Source organism: Pantoea cypripedii (assembly GCF_002095535.1).
GTDB classification, from domain to species: domain Bacteria; phylum Pseudomonadota; class Gammaproteobacteria; order Enterobacterales; family Enterobacteriaceae; genus Pantoea; species Pantoea cypripedii.
This window is the reverse complement of the sequence record NZ_MLJI01000001.1, coordinates 2,304,860-2,327,018: the sequence shown is the minus strand read 5'-3', so window position 1 is coordinate 2,327,018 and position 22,159 is coordinate 2,304,860. Positions and strand designations below refer to the sequence as shown.

The window sequence follows — 22,159 nt, the reverse complement described above, 5'->3', positions numbered from 1 at the left end:
CAGTGAATATCTAGCTAGCTAGGTTATCGCGGCTTACGCCTTTTTCGTTTTCTTCTCAGTCTTTACTGACTTTACCGGTTGCAGATCCACTGCTTCTGTCACTTCAGCGGTGGTTTCGACAAATTCACGACCGTAGAAGGTATCCAGCATGATTTGTTTCAGTTCAGCAATCAGCGGATAGCGCGGGTTAGCACCGGTGCACTGATCATCGAAGGCATCATCAGCCAGTTTGTCTACTTTGGCGAGGAAGTCAGCTTCCTGAACCCCTGCTTCACGGATGGAGGTCGGGATGCCCAACTGGGTTTTCATCTCTTCCAGCCATGCCAGCAGTTTTTCAATTTTCTGCGCAGTGCGGTCACCCTCAGCACTCAGGCCCAGATGGTCAGCCACTTCGGCATAGCGACGACGTGCCTGCGGACGGTCATACTGACTGAATGCGGTCTGCTTAGTCGGGTTGTCATTGGCGTTGTAGCGAATAACGTTACAAATCAGCAGGGCGTTCGCCAGACCATGCGGAATATGGAACTCTGAACCCAATTTATGTGCCATGGAGTGACATACACCGAGGAAGGCGTTAGCAAACGCGATACCCGCGATAGTAGCGGCATTGTGCACACGCTCACGCGCTACCGGATTTTTCGCCCCTTCTTTATAGCTGGCAGGCAAGTTTTCTTTCAGCAATTTCAGTGCCTGCAGAGCCTGGCCGTCGGAGTATTCATTGGCGAGCACCGAAACGTAGGCTTCCAGTGAGTGAGTCACTGCATCCAGACCGCCGAAGGCGCAAAGTGAACGCGGCATATCCATCACCAGGTTAGCATCGACAATCGCCATATCCGGGGTCAAAGCATAGTCGGCCAGCGGATATTTCTGACCGGTCGCGTCATCGGTGACGACGGCGAACGGTGTGACTTCAGAACCGGTACCGGAAGTGGTGGTGATGGCGATCATACGTGCTTTCACACCCATTTTCGGGAATTTGTAGATACGTTTACGGATATCCATAAAGCGCAGTGCCAGTTCTTCAAAGTGGGTTTCCGGATGTTCGTACATTACCCACATGATTTTGGCGGCATCCATCGGTGAACCACCACCGAGAGCGATAATCACGTCGGGTTTAAAGCTGTTCATCTGCTCAGCACCTTTACGCACGATGCTCAGCGTCGGGTCAGCTTCTACTTCGAAGAAAACTTCAGTCTCGATACCGTGTGATTTCAGTACGCGGGTGACCTGGTCAGCATAGCCATTGTTGAACAGGAAACGGTCGGTGACAATGAAAGCACGTTTGGCCCCGTCAGTCGCCACTTCCTCAAGCGCAATTGGCAGAGAACCACGACGGAAGTAGATAGACTTCGGAAGTTTATGCCACAACATATTTTCAGCTCGCTTGGCCACGGTTTTCTTGTTGATGAGATGTTTCGGTCCCACGTTTTCAGAAATGGAGTTACCGCCCCATGAACCACAACCCAGCGTCAGTGACGGAGCCAGTTTGAAGTTATACAGGTCACCGATACCACCCTGTGAAGCCGGGGTGTTAATCAGAATACGTGCGGTTTTCATCTTGTCGCCGAAGTAGTGCACGCGTTCGTTCTGGTTATCCTGATCGGTGTAGAGGCAGGAGGTGTGACCGATACCGCCCATTGCTACCAGTTTTTCTGCTTTATCAACCGCGTCCTGGAAATCTTTGGCGCGATACATCGCCAGTGTCGGCGATAATTTCTCATGAGCAAAAGGTTCTGACTCATCAACCAGCTTCACTTCACCAATCAAAATCTTGGTGTTTGCCGGGACGGTAATACCGGCCATTTCAGCAATTTTCGGCGCGGGCTGTCCCACAATCGCGGCGTTAAGTGCGCCATTTTTCAGGATGATATCCTGCACGGCTTTCAGTTCTTTGCCCTGCAGCATATAACCGCCGTGGGTGGCGAAACGTTCACGTACCGCGTCATAGGCGGAATCGACGACGATAACGGACTGCTCAGAAGCACAAATCACGCCGTTATCGAAGGTTTTTGACATCAGAATTGACGCCACAGCGCGTTTGATATCGGCTGTTTCATCCACCACGACCGGGGTATTACCGGCACCCACACCAATCGCGGGTTTACCGGAGCTGTAGGCGGCTTTCACCATGCCTGGGCCACCGGTAGCGAGGATCAGGTTGATGTCCGGGTGATGCATTAACTGATTGGACAGCTCCACTGACGGGGCATCAATCCAGCCGATAATATCTTTTGGTGCACCCGCAGCGATGGCAGCCTGCAACACGATATCAGCGGCTTTGTTGGTCGCATCTTTGGCGCGCGGATGTGGTGAGAAGATAATACCGTTACGGGTTTTCAGACTGATCAGCGCTTTAAAAATGGCAGTAGAAGTCGGGTTGGTGGTCGGTACAATACCGCAAATCAGGCCAATAGGTTCGGCGATAGTGATGGTGCCAAAGGTGTCATCCGTGTCGAGCACACCACAGGTTTTTTCATCTTTATAAGCGTTGTAGATATATTCAGAAGCAAAGTGGTTTTTGATCACTTTATCTTCGACGATGCCCATGCCGGATTCGGCAACGGCCATCTTAGCGAGCGGGATTCGTGCATCAGCGGCGGCAAGGGCAGCGGCGCGGAAGATGGCATCAACTTGTTCCTGACTAAAATTGGCGTATTCGCGCTGTGCCTTTTTAACACGTTCTACCAGTGCATTAAGTTCGGCGACATTAGTTACGGCCATGGTGCTCTCCTGAAGGAAGTTAAACTTTTTTAGTAAACAAGCCTGGATCCAGAAGTATAGTCGCGCTATAGAACGCTGTTTGGTCAGGGTGGCGAGTGAACTCGCGGTTGCTTACTAAAAAGGTTTACTGTTCTGGAAGCTGGTGCCTCAGGATATTGTTTCGATGGGGTAAGATTACCCCTGATGAGGTATAAGAATTATGACGCAGATCAATTTTGTCCTAAGCTGACACCATTCAGCACCCACTTTTGCAATTAAAGTAATCGCAGCCCGCCACACAATAAGGACCGAACAGTAGCAAAGCAGTAACCCAACGTTAACGGCAGATAAATGCACTGGTTTTTTGCCTCAGAGGCAGCATAGATTTCTGCTGAAAGCGCTGGTTTTTAGCCAGTGATTTGCACTACATTATGCGCGATTTTTACTGTGACCCATTGTGGAGCTGACTGTGACCCCCGTGCTACTTGATCTATCCGGCTATATTAAGTTTTTTGTCGGTTTGTTCGCCCTGGTGAACCCAGTCGGCATCATTCCAGTCTTTATCAGCATGACCAGCTATCAGGGTGCGGTAGAACGCAATAAAACCAACCTGACGGCGAATCTGGCTGTGGCCATTATATTGTGGACCTCGCTGTTCCTCGGCGACGCGATTCTGCACCTGTTCGGTATCTCCATTGATTCATTCCGTATTGCCGGTGGCATCCTGGTGGTGACCATCGCCATGTCGATGATCAGCGGTAAGCTGGGGGAGGATAAGCAGAACAAACAGGAAAAATCAGAAACCGCGATCCGTGAAAGCATTGGCGTCGTGCCGCTGGCATTACCGCTGATGGCTGGACCCGGTGCGATCAGTTCCACTATTGTCTGGAGTACGCGCTACCATAACTGGCAAAACCTGCTGGGATTCACCCTGGCGATTGCCATTTTTGCTTTCTGCTGTTGGTTGCTGTTCCGCGCAGCTCCGCTGATGGTCCGAGTGCTGGGGCAGACGGGAATTAACGTGATTACGCGTATTATGGGCTTATTGCTGATGGCGTTAGGTATTGAGTTTGTGGTCACCGGACTAAAAGCCATTTTCCCTGGTTTATTAAGTTAAAAATCGCCTTAATTTTCTACACGTCATCTTTTCATGATCCAATATGGTGCGAAAAAGGATAATTTCGCACCATATTGGTGCTGATATTCATCGGGCTTAATATCACTGGTGGGTTATCAATTTTGCTACTGTCTTAATCCTTGTTTAACCATTCACTGTATTTTACTGTGATAATTATCACAGCATCATATTCTGATTATCAGGGTAAGATATAAATAAATCTCGCTTTGTCGGGGATTTTTCCATTCATATATCCCATGTTCATACTATTCAGTGACATAAAACACATTTTATCCATTCTGCATTTAACTCTGCACACAATGACAGCAAATTCACCATTAAATAGATATAAATCAATATATTAAGTGATAATTTTGGTTAAGAATTAACACTTTTCCTTAGCAATAAGACGTGATAAAAGAGAATTAGATAACATTTTTGTGGTTTAGCTTTGGCGCATGGGCATTTGTTCTGATAATTTTCGGAACATCGCAATTTTTTTATCTGATAGTCAAAAATGTGTACGGTTCTTGCTTACTCGCTATCAGGTTTATGTTGAAGGTTGATTTCTGTTGATGAAATGGATGGTAGCGAAGGCCACGGCGTTTTCACCTCTCGCCCTCTGCCTGTGGGGTATTTTGAGCCAGAGTCAGGCGGCTGATATCCCGGCAGGGACACAATTATCCGCCACACAGCGTATTGTGATTAATAACGGCAGCGAAGTAGCGTCTCTCGATCCACAGAAGATTGAGGGTGTACCGGAATCCAATGTGATTCAAAGCCTGCTCGATGGTCTGGTGAACACCGACAACAACGGCAAAATTGTCCCTGGCGTAGCGGAGAGCTGGCACAGCGAACAAGGGCGCGTGTGGACTTTTACTCTGCGAGAAAATGCCCGCTGGAGTAATGGTGAACCCGTCACAGCAGCTGATTTTGTTTACAGCTGGCAACGCCTTGCCGATCCGCAAACGGCTTCTCCGTACGCCAGTTATTTGCAGGCCGCGCATGTTGCCAATGTTGATGCGATCATGGCGGGTAAAGCCAAACCTGCTGAGCTGGGTGTCAAAGCGCTGGACGATCGCCATTTTCAGGTGACACTGACAGAACCCGTTCCTTATTTCCTCTCCATGGTGGCAAATACCGCCATGAAGCCGGTTTATCCTCCGGCGGTGGAGAAGTGGGGCGAGCAGTGGACGCAACCTGATCATTACGTCAGCAATGGTCCTTACACCCTCAGCCAATGGGTGGTGAATGAAAAAATCGTGGTGAAGCGCAATCCGCTCTACTGGGACAATGCCCACACCGTGATTGAAGAGGGCGTCTATCTGCCGCTATCGTCGGAAAATAGCGATATTAACCGTTATCGCAGTGGCGGCACGGATATGACCAACAGCGTGGTACCGCCGGATATGTACCATAAATTGCGCCAGGATCTTGGCGACCAGGTCAAAGTCAGCCCGCTGCTGTGTACCTTCTACTATGAAATAAACAACAAAAAAGCCCCATTTAATGATGCCCGGGTGCGTACTGCGCTGAAGCTGACGCTGGACCGCGACATCATCGCGCAAAAAGTGATGGGGCAGGGACAAATCCCAGCCTACAGCCTGACCCCACCCTTTACTGACGGCGTGAAGCTCTCCCCGCCTGCCTGGTTCAATCAAACCCAGGCAGAACGCAATGCCAGCGCGAAAAAACTGCTGGCTGAGGCCGGTTTTAACGATCAACACCCGCTGCGCTTCTCATTGCTTTACAACACTTCTGAGCAAAACAAAAAGCAGGCCATTGCTGCTGCCTCAATGTGGCAGAAAAACCTCGGCGCGGTGGTGACCCTGGAAAATCAGGAATGGAAAACGCTGCTGGAGACACGCCATCAGGCGCAATACGATGTGGTGCGCGCCACCTGGTGTGCAGACTACAACGAACCGTCCACCTTCCTGAATATTCTGCTGAGTGGCGCGTCGATCAATACCGCTTTCTACAGCAGCCCGGCATTCGATCGGCTGATGGCGCAAACGCTGACGGCACCGGACGACGCGACACGCGCCGCGCTCTATCAGCAGGCAGAAAATCAGCAGGACAAAGATTCAGCGATTATCCCGGTGTATTACCGCGTCAGCGTACGACTGGTGAAGCCCTGGGTGGGTGGTTTTACCAGGCAGGATCCGCAGGATCTGATTAATCTGAAATACTATTACATAAAGAAACATTGAGTAACGGGCTGATCCGGCGCTACAGTCGGGCGGCACGTTACCGTGGCAACCCTTGCAAGGGGGATTGCAATCTCTGACCAGACAGGGCGGAGATTCCCGGATACGGGGTACGCCGGGCGGCTCAGACCGACCCGGTGACGATAATAAAACTGGAGCGTAATAATGAACAACATCACGAAGAAAAGCCTGATCGCCTTAGGTGTGGTTGCGGCGATTGGCGCGCTGGCAGGGAATGCCGCGCTGGCAGCGACAGTGCCAGCAGGCGTTCAATTGGCAGCAAAGCAGGAGCTGGTGCGCGGTAATGGTGACGAAGTGCAGTCACTGGACCCGCATAAAATTGAAGGCGTGCCGGAAGATAACGTCGCGCGTGACCTGTATGAAGGTCTGCTGGTGAGCGACAGCGACGGCAAACCGGTGCCGGGCGTGGCGGAAAGCTGGGAAAACAAAGATTACAAAGTCTGGACTTTCCATCTGCGTAAAAATGCCAAATGGTCGAACGGTGCGCCGGTAACGGCACAGGATTTTGTGTATAGCTGGGAGCGTCTGGTTGACCCGAAAACGGCGTCCCCGTATGCCAGCTATCCGCAGTATGGTCATATTGCTAACGTCGATGACATCATCGCCGGTAAAAAACCGATCACCGATCTGGGCGTGAAAGCGCTGGACGATCACACGCTGGAAGTCACCCTGAGTGAGCCAGTGCCGTATTTCGACAAACTGCTGATTAACTCCGTGATGTCACCGGTTTACAAACCGGCGATTGAGAAATTTGGTGAGCAGTGGACTCAGCCGCAGAACTGGGTCGGTAATGGTGCCTTTAAACTCCAGGATCACGTAATCAACGAACGTATTACGCTGGTACGTAACCCGGAATATTGGGATAACGCCCACACCGTACTGAACAAAGTCACCTTCCTGCCGATCAACTCTGAAGTGAGCGATGTTAACCGTTACTTCTCTGAGAACGGCAGCGACATGACCTATAACAACATGCCGATTGAGTTGTTCAAAAAGCTGCAGCGTGATAACGGCAAAGAGCTGCATGTCGACCCGTACCTGTGTACTTACTACTACGAAATCAACAACCAGAAAGCACCATTCACCGATCCGCGCGTACGTGCAGCGCTGAAACTGGGTCTGGATCGCGACATCATGGTGAACAAAGTACTGGCACAGGGTCAGATGCCTGCCTACAGCTTCACCCCGCCGGCCACCGATGGCATGGAAATTCTGCCGCCGGACTGGTTCAAATGGTCACAGGAAAAACGTAACGCTGAAGCGAAGAAATTGCTGGCTGAAGCCGGTTATACCGCAGACAAACCGTTGACCTTCAACCTGCTGTACAACACTTCCGACCTGCACAAAAAGCTGGCCATCGCCGCGGCATCGATCTGGAAGAAAAACATTGGCGTGAACATCAAGCTGGAAAACCAGGAGTGGAAAACCTTCCTGGATACCCGTCATCAGGGCAACTTTGACGTTTCACGTGCGGCCTGGTGTGCGGACTACAACGAACCGACGTCGTTCCTGAACATCATGCTTTCGGACAGCAGCAGTAACACCTCGCACTATAAGAGCGCTGAGTATGACCAGGTGATCAAAGATGCCATCAAGGCACCTGACGCCAAAGGTCGTGCGGCGGATTATCAAAAAGCAGAACAGATCCTCGATAAGGACAGCACCATCGTGCCGGTTTACTACTACGTGAACGCGCGTCTGGTGAAACCTTATGTCGGCGGTTACACCGGCAAAGATCCGCTGGATAAAACCCTCGATAAGAACTTTTATATAATTAAACACTAATAGCACACAGGCTATCGACAGTGGCGGTGCTGCGGCACCGCCTATTACTTTGTGAAGCAACAGCCTGGTAGGTACGGCAATGTTAAAATTCATCCTGCGACGGATTCTGGAAGCGATTCCGACGCTCTTCGTTTTGATTACCATCTCCTTCTTCATGATGCGACTGGCACCCGGTAGCCCATTTACCGGCGAACGCACCTTATCGCCCGAAGTGATGGCGAATATCGAAGCCAAATACCATCTCAACGATCCCATCGGCAAACAATATGTTGATTACCTGATTCAGCTGGCGCATGGCGATTTCGGCCCCTCGTTTAAGTACAAGGACTATAGCGTTAACTATCTGGTAGGGCATGCGTTCCCGGTATCAGCCAAACTCGGCTTGGCGGCCTTTGTGCTGGCGATGGTGTTGGGGATTACCGCGGGCGTGATCGCCGCTCTGAAACAAAACAGTTTATGGGATTATGCGGTGATGGGGGTCGCCATGACCGGCGTGGTGATACCGAGTTTTGTGGTCGCACCATTGCTGGTCCTGGTGTTCGCCATCACCCTGCGCTGGCTGCCTGGTGGTGGCTGGAATGGCGGACAAGTGCAATACATGCTGCTGCCGATGGTGGCCCTGTCTCTGGCGTATATCGCCAGCATCGCGCGCATAACGCGTGGTTCGATGATTGAAGTGATGCACTCCAACTTTATCCGCACCGCGCGGGCCAAAGGGCTACCGCTGCGTCGTATCGTGCTGCGTCATGCGCTGAAACCGGCGCTGTTGCCAGTCATCTCCTACATGGGCCCGGCATTCGTCGGCATCATTACCGGTTCAATGGTTATCGAGTCGATCTATGGCCTGCCGGGAATTGGTCAGTTGTTCGTGAATGGCGCGCTTAACCGCGACTACTCGCTGGTGATGAGCCTGACGATCCTGGTCGGTGTGCTGACCATTGTGTTTAACGCGGTCGTTGACGTGCTGTATGCCGTGATCGATCCGAAGATTCGTTACTGATGCTGGAGTTCGCCCATGATGTTAAGTAAGAAAAACAGCGAAGCTCTGGATGCCTTCAGTGAAAAGCTGGAAGTTGAGGGCCGCAGCCTGTGGCAGGATGCGCGTCGTCGCTTTATTCATAACCGTGCTGCGCTGCTGAGTTTGCTGGTGCTGGTACTGATCGCGCTGTTCGTGGTGTTCGCCCCGATGCTGTCGCAGTTCCGCTATGACGATACCGACTGGGGCATGATGTCCGCGCCGCCAGATACCACCTCCGGACACTGGTTTGGCACGGATTCTTCCGGCCGCGATCTGCTGGTGCGTGTGGCTATCGGTGGCCGCATCTCGCTGATGGTGGGGATTGCCTCGGCACTGATTGCCGTGCTGGTCGGCACCCTGTATGGCTCGGCTGCCGGTTATCTCGGCGGTAAAACCGACTCGGTGATGATGCGTATCCTGGAAATCCTCAACTCCTTCCCGTTTATGTTCTTCGTCATTCTGCTGGTGACCTTCTTCGGCCGTAATATCCTGCTGATCTTTGTCGCCATCGGCATGGTGTCGTGGCTGGATATGGCGCGTATCGTGCGCGGCCAGACGCTGGGCCTGAAACGCAAAGAGTTTATTGAAGCGGCCCAGGTCGGTGGGGTATCCACCACCAATATCGTGCTGCGCCATATCGTGCCTAACGTATTGGGTGTGGTGGTGGTGTATGCCTCGCTGCTGGTGCCCAGCATGATCCTGTTTGAATCCTTCCTGAGTTTCCTCGGACTGGGTACCCAGGAGCCGCTGAGTAGCTGGGGCGCGCTGCTGAGCGATGGTGCTAACTCTATGGAAGTTTCACCCTGGCTGCTGCTGTTTCCGGCAGGATTCCTGGTGGTCACGCTGTTCTGTTTTAACTTTATCGGCGATGGCCTGCGTGATGCCCTCGACCCGAAAGATCGTTGAGGAGTTTCCCGATGACCATTCATGAATTTCAGCCAGCAATGGCGGCCCGTGCGGGAAGCAACCTGTTGTTAGACGTTAAAGATCTGCGTGTGACTTTTGGCACCCACGATGGTGACGTCACCGCCGTCAACGACCTCAACTTTTCGCTGCGTGCCGGTGAAACCCTCGGGATAGTAGGGGAGTCCGGCTCGGGTAAATCGCAGACGGCCTTTGCCCTGATGGGGCTGCTGGCAAAAAACGGTCGTATTGGTGGGTCGGCAAAGTTTAACGGCCAGGAGATTCTCAACCTGCCGGAAAATCAACTGAACAAGCTGCGCGCCGAGCAGATCGCGATGATTTTCCAGGATCCGATGACTTCGCTGAACCCGTATATGCGCGTCGGTGAACAGCTGATGGAAGTGCTGAAGCTGCACAAAGGGATGAACAGCGCACAGGCGTTTGAAGAGTCGGTGCGTATGCTGGATGCGGTAAAAATGCCGGAAGCGCGCAAACGCATGAAAATGTTCCCGCACGAATTCTCCGGTGGGATGCGTCAGCGCGTGATGATTGCCATGGCATTGCTGTGCCGTCCTAAATTACTGATCGCCGATGAGCCAACCACCGCGCTGGACGTGACGGTGCAGGCGCAGATCATGACGTTGCTGAATGAACTCAAACGCGAGTTCAACACCGCGATCATCATGATTACCCACGATCTGGGCGTGGTAGCGGGGATCTGTGACAAGGTGCTGGTGATGTATGCCGGACGTACCATGGAATATGGCCGGGCGCGCGATGTGTTCTATCAACCGGCGCATCCTTACTCCATTGGTTTGCTGAGCGCGGTGCCGCGTCTGGATGCTGAAGGCGAGTCGCTGATGACCATTCCAGGCAATCCACCTAACCTGTTGCGCCTGCCGCAGGGGTGTCCATTCCAGCCTCGCTGCCCGCATGCGATGGATATCTGTGCCACAGCCCCGGCGCTGGAACCTTTTGGCGAAGGACGCCTGCGTGCCTGCTTTAAGCCGGTGGAGGAATTAGTATGAACACCGTAGCGGAAAAGAAAGTGTTACTGGAAATCGCCGATCTGAAGGTGCATTTCGAGATCAAAGATGGCAAGCAGTGGTTCTGGCAGCCCGCCAAGACCCTGAAAGCGGTCGATGGCGTCAGCCTGCGCTTATATGAAGGGGAGACCCTGGGCGTGGTCGGGGAATCTGGCTGCGGTAAATCAACGCTGGCGCGTGCCATTATCGGGCTGGTGAAGGCCACCGAAGGGCGTGTTGCCTGGCTGGGGCGGGATCTGCTGGGACAGAGTCAGGAAGAGTGGCGCAATGCGCGCAGCGATATCCAGATGATCTTCCAGGACCCGTTAGCGTCGCTCAACCCGCGTATGACCATCGGCGATATTATTGCGGAGCCGCTGCGTACCTATCATCCGAAGATGTCACGTCAGGAAGTGAAGGATAAGGTTAAAAACATGATGATGAAGGTTGGCCTGCTGCCCAACCTTATCAACCGTTATCCTCACGAGTTCTCCGGTGGCCAGTGCCAGCGTATTGGGATCGCTCGCGCGCTGATTCTGGAACCGAAACTGATCATTTGTGATGAGCCAGTATCGGCACTTGATGTGTCAATTCAGGCGCAAGTGGTGAACCTGTTGCAGCAGCTGCAACGTGAGATGGGGTTATCGCTGATCTTCATTGCCCACGATCTGGCGGTGGTGAAACACATCTCCGACCGCGTGCTGGTGATGTACCTCGGCCATGCGGTGGAACTGGGGACGTATGATGCGGTGTACAACAACCCGCAGCATCCTTATACCCGCGCGCTGATGTCGGCGGTGCCGATTCCCGACCCGGATCTGGAAAAGAATAAACAGATCCAGTTGCTGGAAGGAGAGCTGCCGTCGCCGATCAATCCACCATCAGGTTGCGTATTCCGTACTCGCTGCCCGATTGCCGGGCCAGAGTGCGCGAAAACGCGTCCATTACTTGAAGGCAGCTTCCGCCATGCGGTGTCCTGTCTGAAGGTGGACCCGATGTAAAACAAAACGCCGGGCAATTGCCCGGCGTTATTTGGTTAACCTTACTCGCGCCACAGGATATGGCAGAGTTTATGGTCTTTCTCGCGACACAGCAGAACGCGCGCAAAGACATCGGTAATCGGCTCCCCGTCCGCCTCACCGAGTCCAATCACCACTTCAGAGAAAAAGTCAGGGTTCAGGTCGAAATCGACGTGTTCCTGCCAGTCTTCCGAGGGATCGAACAGCTCCGCGCCACCCCGTTCCTCAAACTGTAAATTGAACAGAATGATATCGGCCGGATCGAGGTTGTCACCTGCCAGTTCCAGAAAAATATCGTAAGCCTGCTCCAGCGTTTCATCTTCGGTCAGGCGATTATTTAAATCCATGGTCATTTGCGTGCCCTGCGGCGGTAAATATTTCCGCTCGTTTTACAGTAAAGGACTGAAGAAGTAAAACAGTCGTTCGACGATGCGCTGCCACCAGGCACGTTTTGCCCAGCGAGCGCCATCCAGCAGGCGTGAGCGGGCGATATAGTCATCCTGGACACAAGCAAGATCGCTGCCAAACCCGGCATCATCCACCACCAGGGTAATCTCAAAATTGAGCCACAGGCTGCGCATATCCAGATTCACGGTGCCCACCAGGCTGAGCTGACCATCGACCAGCACGCTCTTGGTATGTAACAGCCCATCCTCGAACTGATAAATCTTCACCCCGGCTTCCAGCAGCTCGGTGAAGAAGGCGCGGCTGGCCCAGCCCACCAGCAGGGAATCGTTATGCCGTGGCACAATAATGCTGACTTCCACCCCGCGCAGCGCCGCAGTACAAATGGCATGCAGCAAATCATCGCTGGGCACGAAGTAGGGGGTCGTCATGATCAACTGGTGGCGTGCGGAATAGACCGCCGTTAACAACGCCTGATGGATCATGTCCTCCGGGAAGCCGGGACCGGAAGCAATCACCTGAATGATGTGACCACTCTCCTGCTCAAACGGCATGATATTGGCATCAGGGGCGGGCGGCAGGATGCGCTTGCCGGTTTCAATCTCCCAGTCGCATGAGTAGACAATGCCCATGGTGGTGGCGACCGGGCCTTCCATACGGGCCATCATATCAATCCATTGACCCACTCCCGCATCCTGTTTAAAGAAGCGTGGATCAACCAGATTCATGCTGCCTGTGTAGGCAATGTAGTTATCAATCAGCACCACCTTGCGATGCTGGCGCAAATCCATGCGGCGCAGGAACACACGCAGCAGGCTGACCTGTAACGCCTCTACCACATCGATACCCGCATTGCGCATCATGCCGGGCCACGAACTGCGGAAAAAGGCCACGCTGCCTGCGGAATCGAGCATCAGGCGGCAGTGCACGCCGCGACGTGATGCCGCCATCAGCGATTCAGCCACTTCATCCGCCAGCCCGCCGGGTTGCCAGATATAGAACACCATCTCGATATTGTGGCGAGCCAGCTGAATATCGCGGATTAAGGCATGCATCACATCATCGGAATTGGTCAGCAACTGCAGCTGGTTGCCTTTCACACCGGCAATACCCTGACGATGGTGGCACAGCTGGAACAAGGACAGGGCGACATCGCTGTGTTCCGTGGCGAAGATATGGCGGCATTGTTTCAGGTCGTTGAGCCATTTGGCCGTTGACGGCCACATGGTGCGCGCCCGTTCCGCACGGCGCTTGCCCAGATGCAGTTCACCAAATGACAGATACGCAATAATACCCACCAGCGGCAGAATATAGATGACCAGCAACCAGGCCATGGCAGACGTGACAGCACGGCGTTTCATCAGAATTCGCAGTGTCACACCCGCAATGAGCAACCAGTAGCCAAACAGTAGTAACCAACTGATCAGGGTATAAAATGTGGTCATTAAGTGGACGTCCCGTTCGCGCTTTGATGAGCAAAGTTTACGTGTTGATGAACAGTAGCGAAACCTTTAATCATAACGGGTTAACGATAAGCGATTCGAATTGGCATTTTATGGCAGATCACTATAATGCGAGCCGGTGATTAGCCAGTCAGAGAGGATGTGATGAGACGAAGCAGAAATGAAGTGGCTCGCTGGAGAATGTTACGTCAGGTGCAGCGCCGTCGTGCGCGCTGGCTGGAAGGGCAATCCCGGCGCTATAAACGAATTCACGCCATTCGTCACCAGGTTGCGCAGCAACACCGCCGCTCCATCCTGTTCATCACCCAAAATACCTGATGGGAAAGCGCGGCGTTAAACGCCGCGTAACACTAAGGTCAGGTTTACCATCTGTAGCGCGGCGGCCAGCACAATCAACATCACGATGTGCTGACGGGCGCGGCGAAAGCCCTGCCGACGCCATATCCAGAGTGCTCTGCCAAGCAATGCGAAGACAATGATCAGCAGAGCCAGTGCGCGCCACATTTTAGAAAACACGCTTAAACGGCTTGACCGCAATCTGCTTATACACCCCGGCTGCAATATACGGGTCATCATTGGCCCAGGATTGTGCCGCTTCCAGCGATGGGAACTCGGCAATCACGGTTGAACCGGTAAAACCGGCGGCACCGGGATCATTGCTATCAACCGCAGGCATCGGACCTGCCACAATCAGACGACCTTCATCCTGCAACAGTTGCAGACGCGCCAGGTGGGCAGGGCGTACAGAAGTACGTTTTTCCAGTGAATCAGCATTGTCTTCCGCATAAATGACATAAAGCACGATTGGGAACTCCCGTTATACTGGTCAGATTTGCGAAACACGTTAAGTGATCGGTAAACAGAGTGCAAACGAAAGATATTTCCCACGCCATTCTGCGCAAATAGGGCTAAAAAAGGCATTTACTGGTACGCACTTAACACTGCTTATTGAAACTGATTGCTATTTGCATTTAAAATCTGCGCTTCACTCAATGAACATGACTGTTATGACGACGCTGACTACGCCTTTCCCAAAACGTACCCCCGTTTCTCTGCTGTTGTCCGTGGTACTTCACGGCACAGTAATTGCTGGCATTCTCTATGCATCGTTTCATCAGGTCATTGAGGTTCCCAAAGCATCACAACCGATTAGCGTAAGCATGGTGGCACCGGAAGTGCAGCCAGAACCTACGCCAACGGTCCAGACACCACCGCCCCCGCCGGAACCGGAACCCACACCGGAACCGGTTCCTGAAGTGGCCCCGGAACCGCCCAAAGCCGAGCCGGTACCGATTCCCATTCCGAAACCTGAGCCGAAGCCAAAACCTAAGCCGAAGGTGGAGAAAAAGCACGAACCGAAGCGTGAGGTAAAACCACGTGAGGAAACGAAGCCACAGGCCCCGGTAAAAACCGACGCGCCAACCACGCAGACGCGACCGACAACGGCACCGAAAACCAATCCGACCTCGACGCCATCCGTTTCTGACGGTCCTAAGTCATTGAGCGTGAGTAAACCTGCCTATCCTGCACGCGCTTTTGCGCTGCGCGTGGAAGGCCGGGTGCGGGTGCAGTTTGATGTTGATAGTGATGGTCGCGTCGACAATATTCAGATTCTCTCGGCTGAACCACGCAATATGTTCGAACGCGAAGTGAAGCAGGCGATGAAGAAATGGCGTTATCAGCCCGGACGTCCCGGCACGAATCTGACGATGAATATTGTGTTCCGTATCAACGGTGGCGCGAATATCGAATAAGGTGGGAAAGCGGTCAGATGACCGCTTTTTTATCGCCGTTAATCGCTGAGGTTGGCTTTACCCGGCGGCAACGGACGTGACTTACCGGTGTTGTCGATGGCGACATAAATAAATACCGCCTCGGTGGCACAGTAGGTCTGGCCAATCGGCTCTGAAGAAACTTTTTTGATCCACACTTCGACATTGATGGTCATGGAGCTGTTGCCGGTACGGATACAGCGGCAATAGCAGCTCACCACATCACCCACCGCAACCGGTTTGAGGAAACTCATACCGTCCACGCGCACGGTTGCTACGCGACCTTCGGCAATCTCTTTTGCCAGAATCGCACCGCCCATATCCATCTGCGACATCAGCCAGCCACCAAAGATATCACCATTGGCGTTGGTATCGGCTGGCATTGCCAGCGTGCGCAGCACCATTTCGCCTTGCGGCAATTTGTGTTTTTCGTCCATTGCTTCAGTTCTTATGCAGGTGATGGCGGCAGGCGCCAAAAAACCCGGCAATTGCCGGGCATCATTCATTATTTTTCTTCTTGTTGCGGCATGTGTCGCCAGATATACACGCCACTTAACAGGGTAAACAGCAGGGTAAGACCGGTCAGACCAAACACTTTAAAGTTAACCCAAAATTCCTGTGATAACCAAAATGCAACATAAATATTTGCCAGACCGCAGGCGAGGAAGAAAATGGCCCAGGCCACATTCAGACGTCGCCAGACACCATCCGGTAACTGCAATTCTTTCCCCAGCATGCTCTGAATCAGCGGTTGTTTCATAAACCATTGGCTGTACAGCAATGCCAGCGCAAACAGGGAATAGATCACGGTCACTTTCCACTTGATGAATTCATCGTTATGGAACACCAGCGTCAGAGTGCCGAACACTGCCACCAGCACGAAAGTGAAGATGGTCATTTTCTCCAGCTTGCGGAACAGCACCCAACTGACGATCAGCGCAATGCCGGTGGCAACCACCAGTGCGCCGGAGGCGACAAAAATGTCGTAGAGCTTGTAGAAAATGAAGAAAACGACCAGTGGAAGAAAATCGAGTAACTGCTTCATAGGATATCCAGTCAGGGGCGGCAATTAAGGCGCTCAATGAGCGCCATAATCCTTAACGTAACAGCATATAGAGCCGGTACAAATAGATAATCAGAATGGCGGAAACCAGGTTCCCCAGCGCGTTCAGTACTACTGAAGCCACATTGGCTGGCAACACCGTCAGCGAAGAAAAGAAGAACATCAGCGCGATTTTTGCCAGCAACCAGACAATGATGGCCGGGGCGATCACTTTGACGTTTTTCCATGCCATACGCATGCTGGTACGCATGGCGCGCATGACACCCATCTTTTCACTGACCAGCATTACCGGCGCCAGCGAAAACAGGATCGCCAAAATAACGCCAGGCACCATCAGCACCATAAAGCCAAGCTGAACCAGTAAAGTGATTAAGAAGGTTTGCAGCAGCAATTTCGGCAGCAGTGGTGCGGAAGCACCAATAGCACGCAGGGCGCTAACTCGCTGACCCGCCGAAACCATCGGAATCAGACATAACATGCCACCCAGCAGCAGCGTGTTGCCCACCAGCGCCGCGAAGGTGCCTGCAGCGGAAGCACGCAGCAAAATGCGTTGCTGATCCGGCGACATATTCTGTACCAGCTCAAACAGCGAGGATGCGCTGTCATCACCCTGACTCAGCAGTGACAACTGGTCGGCACCGGGGGTCAGGGCATGGCCGATAATCACGGTAATAAACGAGGTAAGCAACGCCATCAGCACAACGGTAATCAGCTGATGGCGCAGAAAATTTCCTGTGTCACGGTATAACGAGCTTGCCGTGATAGACATGTACACTCCTTGAAGGAACCGGGTTAATTAACCCGGCGATTGTACATGTTCTGCGGGCATGCTGGCACCCGCATTAGGATAACTTTCTGTCATGTCTGGTAAAGATGGGCAAAAAAGCGCAGGCAAACCATAGCGTGCTCTGGCCCGATCGCAGGCTTCGTTCAGCACACCTTGCTCGCCTGACATCGAAAACTCGCGACAGGGTGACGGGCGCTGTTGATAGATGCCACATGAGACACAACCACCGATTTCACCCTGTAGCGCCACACAGCGCGGCGCACGCGCGTTAGTACCACGCATGTTGCGCATCAGCAGACTTAAAGGCTCGGTTAATTCCACCGGTACCGCGCCGCCACCATCGTCAGCCTCGGCCCAGTAGAAAGACACACGGAAATGGGCGCAGCAGGCGCCACAGGTCATACAAGGGTTGAATGAATCGCTCATTTGATCGCCCGCTTCTCCTAAGCATCGAACCAAAATCAACGGCAGGATTCAGCAAAGTAGTCACGGCGCGAAATTTTCGCAAGCAGATTTTTATTTCCTGCTGTAACGCCAAAATTGATCTGAATCAATTCATTGTTTTATAAGTGATTTATCTGAAATGATTCAGATGCAATTTGTCAAGAAACGCGATAGATCTCTTGCCACAAACTTCGTCACTACATCAAAAACAAATCGGCAAAGGAGTGAATATGAAACTGGCAAAATGCGCGCTGCTGGTGGCACTGGCAATTCCACAACTGGCACTGGCTCACGAAGCAGGTGATTTCTTTATGCGTGTGGGTACCGCAACGGTACGCCCCACTGAAAGTTCGCAAAATGTGTTGGGCCTGGGGGGATTTAACGTCAGCAATGACACCCAGATGGGCCTGACCTTCACCTACATGGCAACCGATAACATTGGTATTGAATTGCTGGCGGCTACACCTTTCAGACATAAAGTCGGCCTGAATGCGACCGGTAATATTGCGACCGTCCATCAGCTACCGCCAACGCTGATGGCGCAATACTATTTCTTAGACAGCAACAGTAAATTCCGGCCTTATGTGGGTGCGGGTATTAACTACACGATGTTCTTTGATAAAAGTTTCAACCAAACCGGGCAAGATGCCGGGTTGAGCGATCTCAAAATGAAAAATTCATGGGGTCTGGCGGGACAGGTTGGTGTTGATTATCAAATCAACCGGGACTGGATGCTGAACGCATCACTGTGGTACATGGATATTGATACCAATGTGAAATTTAAAGCGGCTGGTGAACAACAGAATATCCATACCAATATTAATCCTTTTGTTTTCTTCTTTGGTGTAGGTTACCGCTTCTGACCGGGACAAGAAATAAGTCGGGCGACCCAGTGGCCGCCCGATTACTTATTTGATTTGCATATTATTCACCACGGATTTCACACCCGCGACGCTGCGCGTAACGGCCACCGCACGGTTCGCCATCTGCGGTGAACTGACAAAACCACTTAACTGCACCCGACCTTTGAAGGTTTCTACATTGATCTCGGTTGATTTCAGCGAGTCATCCTTCAGCAATTCAGTTTTCACTTTCGTCGTGATCACGGTGTCATCGATATAACCACCGGTCCCTTCCTGTGTCGACGTAGGTGCACACGCGCTGAGAGCCAGCGCCATCACCGCAGCCATCAGCAATCCCGCAACGATTTTGAACAGTTTCATTGGTTATCTCCCTGTCATACATGATGTTTCACCGCGATGTGACGGTGCGCTTAAAGTGTGGTGTGGCAACGGGAAATGGTCAAATCAGCACAGCGAAAAAACGCGAAATGATCATAATGGCGAGGAATCGGGACTTGGGAAGTGAGTCCTTTGCATTATTCTGCAAAATTAAATCTGTTTACCAGGGTGACAGAGGACACAAATCATTAATAAATTTGATGGAATTTGTGCAATTTAAACTGATTTAGATATGATTGGCGCTACATCGGGCAACTAAGGATTGTGGCTATGGATGCTTCTAAGATCGCTGAAGGTATCTGGGATAGTGTAAAGGGAATACCGAAGAGTTTTTACTACGGTGTAAAACGAACGTATATCAGTTCTGGTGCATTAGGTTTTGAACGTAGAATTCGTAATGATCAGGAAAATGAACGTTTTTATAGGGTTATCAAGTCATTAGTTCAAAATGAAGAACCTTTGCGCCGATTGATTACCATTGTCATCATTGAGTTCTACAACAAACTGGATGAGCAGGGTAAACAGGTCGTCCATAATCAGATTGGATACGGTACTGGCAGATTAGCTGGCCGCGTTGGTGCTCAGATACTGACTTCTCAGGTTGTTGCTGCATCAATAGTGAAATTTGCTCGCGGCAGCAATGCATGGAAGACATTATATCGCTTCGGTACCAGCTTCACGATTAGTGCCGGATTGTGGCAGGGATTCATTGAAGAAGCCGCATTAGCAAGCCGCAGGATGCAGCATCATTACCCTCACATATACTGGAAAGTACAGCCGCAAGGACTCGATATGATTTATTTCCTCGTTGAGGATCAGTTACAACCTTATCTTGAGTTCATCACCAGTCACCCAGAAATGTGTAAAAGGATTAACCATGAGATTTGCAAGTTGGCTGGTTAAGGCCATCGGGTGGTTGTTGGCCCATGCATTAGAGGGAACAATTACCGTTGCAATGAGTTTTGTCGCCCTGGCTTCATTCTATATTTTTGACAGCCTCACGATGAAGCTGGCAGGTTTTTTTGGTTCTATGATTGTCGGATATTTAGCGGCTTACTACTTAGGTAAGCTGCGTGGAGAACATCGGGATCAGACGTAATCTTTTGCTATAAACGAGAAATGATCCTCATGAGGAAAACCACCTTACCCGCAGCATTAGCGGATAAGGTGGGCAGGGCATTAACGCGTGGCGGCTTTCAGGTTGCTGACAAAGGTTTGCAGCTCGCTCAGCATCACATCAGGTTGGTTTAGGTTACGCTCGATGATCTTCACAATCGCCGATCCTGAAATCGCACCGGCTGCACCGGCCGCGACAGCTTCTTTCACCTGACCGGGTTCTGAGATACCGAATCCCTGCAATGGCGGCGCAGCATGGTATTCATGCAGTTTGTCGATCAGATGCTGCAGCGGCACGTGAGCACGGTTTTCAGAACCGGTTACCCCGGCACGTGACAGAAAATAGGTGTAGCCACGGCCATGTGAGGCAATCTCGCGCAGCAGGTCATCATCGGCATTCGGCGGGCAGATAAAAATGGGTGCGACGTTGTGACGCATCGCTGCCTGGCGGAACGGGGCTGATTCTTCCACCGGGACATCTGCCACCAGCACGGAATCCACACCCACAGCTTCACATTGCGCGTAAAAATTATCGATCCCTTTACTGAACACCAGGTTTGCGTACATCAGCAGACCAATCGGCAGGTCGGGGTATTTCTGGCGCACGCTGGCGAGGATTTCGAAGCATTGCGCGGTGGTGGTACCGGCAGCAAAAGCACGCAGCGTGGCGTTCTGGATGGTTGGGCCATCCGCCAGTGGATCGGAGAAGGGAATGCCTAACTCCAGCGCATCGGCACCACCGGCAACCAATGCATCAATAATTTTCAGCGACATTTCCGGTGAGGGATCGCCGAGGGTAACGAAAGGAACGAACGCACCTTCTTTGTTCGCCGACAGACGTTTAAACAGCTGATTATAACGTTCCATCAGATCTCTCCCTTCGCTTTCAGAATATCGTGAACGGTGAAAATATCTTTATCACCGCGGCCGGACAGGTTAACCACCAGCAGCTGTTCTTTTTCCGGGTTCTCGCGGATCATCTTCAGCGCATGGGCCAGCGCATGGGAGGACTCCAGTGCCGGGATAATACCTTCTGAACGCGACAGCTGCTTAAAGGCATCCAGCGCTTCGTCATCGGTAATCGACACATATTCAGCACGACCGATGCTGTTGAGATGAGCATGCTGCGGTCCGACAGACGGGAAGTCGAGACCGGCAGAGATGGAGTAGGATTCTTCAATCTGCCCCTCTTCAGTCTGCATCATCGGCGCTTTCATACCGAAGTAGATCCCTACGCGGCCGTGCTTCAGCGGTGCACCGTGTTCGCCGGTTTCGATACCGTGACCTGCCGGTTCCACGCCGATCAGGCCAACGCTGGTTTCATCGATAAAATCAGCAAACATACCGATGGCGTTGGAGCCGCCACCGACACAGGCCAGCACCGCATCCGGCAGACGTCCTTCTTTTTCCAGAATCTGCGCTTTAGTCTCTTCGCCGATCATACGCTGGAATTCGCGCACGATGGTCGGGAACGGGTGTGGACCGGCAGCGGTACCGAGCATGTAGTGGGCCGTTTCATAGCTGCCAGACCAGTCGCGCAGGGCCTCGTTACAGGCGTCTTTCAGTGTCGCCGAGCCACTGTGTACCGGAATAACTTCGGCACCCATCAGGCGCATACGGAACACGTTTGGTGACTGACGTTCGACGTCCTTCGCACCCATATAAATGCGGCACTTCATCCCGAGCAACGCACAGGCCAGCGCTGAAGCCACACCGTGCTGACCGGCTCCGGTTTCGGCGATGATTTCGTTTTTACCCATGCGCTTTGCCAGTAACGCCTGGCCCAGCACCTGGTTGGTTTTATGCGCGCCACCGTGCAGCAGGTCTTCACGCTTCAGGTACAGGCGGGTTTTGCTGCCTTTGGTCAGGTTGCGGCACAATGTCAGTGCGGTAGGGCGGCCCGCATAGTTTTTCAGCAGGTCAGTAAATTCCGCCTGAAATTCCGGATCGCGCTGAGCCTCGACAAACGCGGCCTCCAGCTGACGCAAAGCCGGCATCAGGATTTGCGGCACATACTGGCCGCCAAATTCGCCAAAATAGGGATTCAGTAACGTCATCTTCTCATCTTCCTTA

General features: G+C 52.3%; 24 protein-coding genes. 12 read left to right on the top strand and 12 right to left on the bottom strand.

The annotated features are described in order from the left end of the window. Positions 1-33: 33 nt before the first annotated feature. Positions 34-2,721 carry a bifunctional acetaldehyde-CoA/alcohol dehydrogenase gene (gene adhE, locus HA50_RS10780; protein ID WP_084875177.1) on the bottom strand — a complete coding sequence of 896 codons (2,688 nt, stop codon included), beginning with the start codon at positions 2,719-2,721 and terminating at the stop codon, positions 34-36. 448 nt (positions 2,722-3,169) lie between these two features. On the opposite strand from adhE, the gene HA50_RS10775 reads away from it, so the two are divergent. The 7 genes from HA50_RS10775 to oppF all read left to right on the top strand — a co-directional run bounded on the left by HA50_RS10775 (position 3,170) and on the right by oppF (position 11,777). After that, entirely contained in the window at positions 3,170-3,817 is a 648-nt protein-coding gene (locus tag HA50_RS10775) for a YchE family NAAT transporter (RefSeq protein WP_084875175.1), read from the top strand. 575 nt (positions 3,818-4,392) lie between these two features. Then, positions 4,393-6,027, top strand: coding sequence for an ABC transporter substrate-binding protein (locus HA50_RS10770; protein WP_084875173.1), 1,635 nt, complete (start codon positions 4,393-4,395; stop codon positions 6,025-6,027). 162 nt (positions 6,028-6,189) lie between these two features. Then, on the top strand, positions 6,190-7,830 hold the full coding sequence (gene oppA / locus HA50_RS10765) for an oligopeptide ABC transporter substrate-binding protein OppA (RefSeq protein ID WP_084875171.1): 1,641 nt from the start codon (positions 6,190-6,192) through the stop codon (positions 7,828-7,830). A gap of 79 nt (positions 7,831-7,909) precedes the next feature. After that, positions 7,910-8,830 (top strand): oligopeptide ABC transporter permease OppB, encoded by a 921-nt coding sequence (oppB, locus tag HA50_RS10760; protein ID WP_084875169.1) that lies wholly within the window; start codon positions 7,910-7,912, stop codon positions 8,828-8,830. A gap of 15 nt (positions 8,831-8,845) precedes the next feature. Continuing rightward, positions 8,846-9,754 carry an oligopeptide ABC transporter permease OppC gene (gene oppC, locus HA50_RS10755; RefSeq protein WP_084875167.1) on the top strand — a complete coding sequence of 303 codons (909 nt, stop codon included), beginning with the start codon at positions 8,846-8,848 and terminating at the stop codon, positions 9,752-9,754. 11 nt (positions 9,755-9,765) lie between these two features. Further along, on the top strand, positions 9,766-10,779 hold the full coding sequence (gene oppD, locus HA50_RS10750; protein WP_084875165.1) for an ABC transporter ATP-binding protein: 1,014 nt from the start codon (positions 9,766-9,768) through the stop codon (positions 10,777-10,779). Further along, positions 10,776-11,777 carry a murein tripeptide/oligopeptide ABC transporter ATP binding protein OppF gene (oppF, locus tag HA50_RS10745; RefSeq protein ID WP_084875163.1) on the top strand — a complete coding sequence of 334 codons (1,002 nt, stop codon included), beginning with the start codon at positions 10,776-10,778 and terminating at the stop codon, positions 11,775-11,777. Before oppD ends, oppF begins: the two co-directional genes overlap by 4 nt. Before the next feature lie 41 nt (positions 11,778-11,818). Here oppF and HA50_RS10740 read toward each other — a convergent pair whose 3' ends face one another. Together HA50_RS10740 and cls are read right to left on the bottom strand one after the other, a co-directional pair. Further along, entirely contained in the window at positions 11,819-12,148 is a 330-nt protein-coding gene (locus HA50_RS10740) for an HI1450 family dsDNA-mimic protein (RefSeq protein ID WP_208617283.1), read from the bottom strand. Between the two features lie 36 nt (positions 12,149-12,184). After that, positions 12,185-13,645 carry a cardiolipin synthase gene (cls, locus tag HA50_RS10735; RefSeq protein ID WP_084875161.1) on the bottom strand — a complete coding sequence of 487 codons (1,461 nt, stop codon included), beginning with the start codon at positions 13,643-13,645 and terminating at the stop codon, positions 12,185-12,187. 162 nt (positions 13,646-13,807) lie between these two features. On the opposite strand from cls, the gene HA50_RS31045 reads away from it, so the two are divergent. Continuing rightward, entirely contained in the window at positions 13,808-13,981 is a 174-nt protein-coding gene (locus HA50_RS31045) for a YciY family protein (RefSeq protein WP_013509336.1), read from the top strand. Positions 13,982-13,996: 15 nt separating this feature from the next. Here HA50_RS31045 and HA50_RS31040 read toward each other — a convergent pair whose 3' ends face one another. Together HA50_RS31040 and HA50_RS10730 are read right to left on the bottom strand one after the other, a co-directional pair. Continuing rightward, entirely contained in the window at positions 13,997-14,179 is a 183-nt protein-coding gene (locus HA50_RS31040; RefSeq protein ID WP_139810918.1) for a hypothetical protein, read from the bottom strand. After that, the gene (locus tag HA50_RS10730; RefSeq protein ID WP_084875159.1) at positions 14,169-14,465 is read right to left on the bottom strand and encodes a YciI family protein; all 297 of its coding nucleotides are present in this window, start codon (positions 14,463-14,465) and stop codon (positions 14,169-14,171) included. The genes HA50_RS31040 and HA50_RS10730 overlap by 11 nt, the downstream gene beginning before the upstream one ends. Before the next feature lie 205 nt (positions 14,466-14,670). Here HA50_RS10730 and tonB point away from each other — a divergent pair, with 205 nt between their 5' ends. Further along, a complete protein-coding gene (gene tonB, locus HA50_RS10725) occupies positions 14,671-15,417 on the top strand; it encodes a TonB system transport protein TonB (protein ID WP_208617282.1) in 747 nt (248 codons plus the stop codon). 38 nt (positions 15,418-15,455) lie between these two features. On the opposite strand, the gene yciA is transcribed toward tonB, so the two are convergent. The 4 genes from yciA to HA50_RS10705 all read right to left on the bottom strand — a co-directional run bounded on the left by yciA (position 15,456) and on the right by HA50_RS10705 (position 17,711). Beyond that, positions 15,456-15,872 carry an acyl-CoA thioester hydrolase YciA gene (gene yciA / locus HA50_RS10720; RefSeq protein ID WP_041525794.1) on the bottom strand — a complete coding sequence of 139 codons (417 nt, stop codon included), beginning with the start codon at positions 15,870-15,872 and terminating at the stop codon, positions 15,456-15,458. A gap of 68 nt (positions 15,873-15,940) precedes the next feature. Beyond that, on the bottom strand, positions 15,941-16,480 hold the full coding sequence (locus tag HA50_RS10715) for a septation protein A (protein ID WP_084875155.1): 540 nt from the start codon (positions 16,478-16,480) through the stop codon (positions 15,941-15,943). Positions 16,481-16,532: 52 nt separating this feature from the next. Further along, positions 16,533-17,267, bottom strand: coding sequence for a YciC family protein (locus HA50_RS10710; RefSeq protein WP_084875153.1), 735 nt, complete (start codon positions 17,265-17,267; stop codon positions 16,533-16,535). A gap of 27 nt (positions 17,268-17,294) precedes the next feature. Continuing rightward, complete coding sequence (locus HA50_RS10705; protein WP_084875151.1) at positions 17,295-17,711, bottom strand: YkgJ family cysteine cluster protein; 417 nt, start codon at positions 17,709-17,711, stop codon at positions 17,295-17,297. 248 nt (positions 17,712-17,959) lie between these two features. Here HA50_RS10705 and ompW point away from each other — a divergent pair, with 248 nt between their 5' ends. Continuing rightward, on the top strand, positions 17,960-18,592 hold the full coding sequence (gene ompW / locus HA50_RS10700) for an outer membrane protein OmpW (protein ID WP_084875149.1): 633 nt from the start codon (positions 17,960-17,962) through the stop codon (positions 18,590-18,592). Between the two features lie 45 nt (positions 18,593-18,637). On the opposite strand, the gene HA50_RS10695 is transcribed toward ompW, so the two are convergent. Beyond that, positions 18,638-18,952, bottom strand: a complete 315-nt coding sequence (locus tag HA50_RS10695; protein WP_084875146.1) for a BON domain-containing protein — start codon at positions 18,950-18,952, stop codon at positions 18,638-18,640. A 288-nt stretch (positions 18,953-19,240) separates the two neighbouring features. Here HA50_RS10695 and HA50_RS10685 point away from each other — a divergent pair, with 288 nt between their 5' ends. Then, positions 19,241-19,873: a hypothetical protein gene (locus HA50_RS10685; protein ID WP_084875142.1), complete on the top strand. Its 633-nt coding sequence runs from the start codon at positions 19,241-19,243 to the stop codon at positions 19,871-19,873. Next, complete coding sequence (locus HA50_RS10680) at positions 19,848-20,069, top strand: hypothetical protein (protein WP_084875140.1); 222 nt, start codon at positions 19,848-19,850, stop codon at positions 20,067-20,069. The genes HA50_RS10685 and HA50_RS10680 overlap by 26 nt, the downstream gene beginning before the upstream one ends. Before the next feature lie 80 nt (positions 20,070-20,149). Here HA50_RS10680 and trpA read toward each other — a convergent pair whose 3' ends face one another. Both trpA and trpB read right to left on the bottom strand, forming a co-directional pair. Then, a complete protein-coding gene (gene trpA, locus HA50_RS10675; protein ID WP_084875138.1) occupies positions 20,150-20,953 on the bottom strand; it encodes a tryptophan synthase subunit alpha in 804 nt (267 codons plus the stop codon). Continuing rightward, the gene (gene trpB / locus HA50_RS10670; protein ID WP_084875136.1) at positions 20,953-22,143 is read right to left on the bottom strand and encodes a tryptophan synthase subunit beta; all 1,191 of its coding nucleotides are present in this window, start codon (positions 22,141-22,143) and stop codon (positions 20,953-20,955) included. The genes trpA and trpB overlap by 1 nt, the downstream gene beginning before the upstream one ends. Positions 22,144-22,159: the final 16 nt, after the last annotated feature.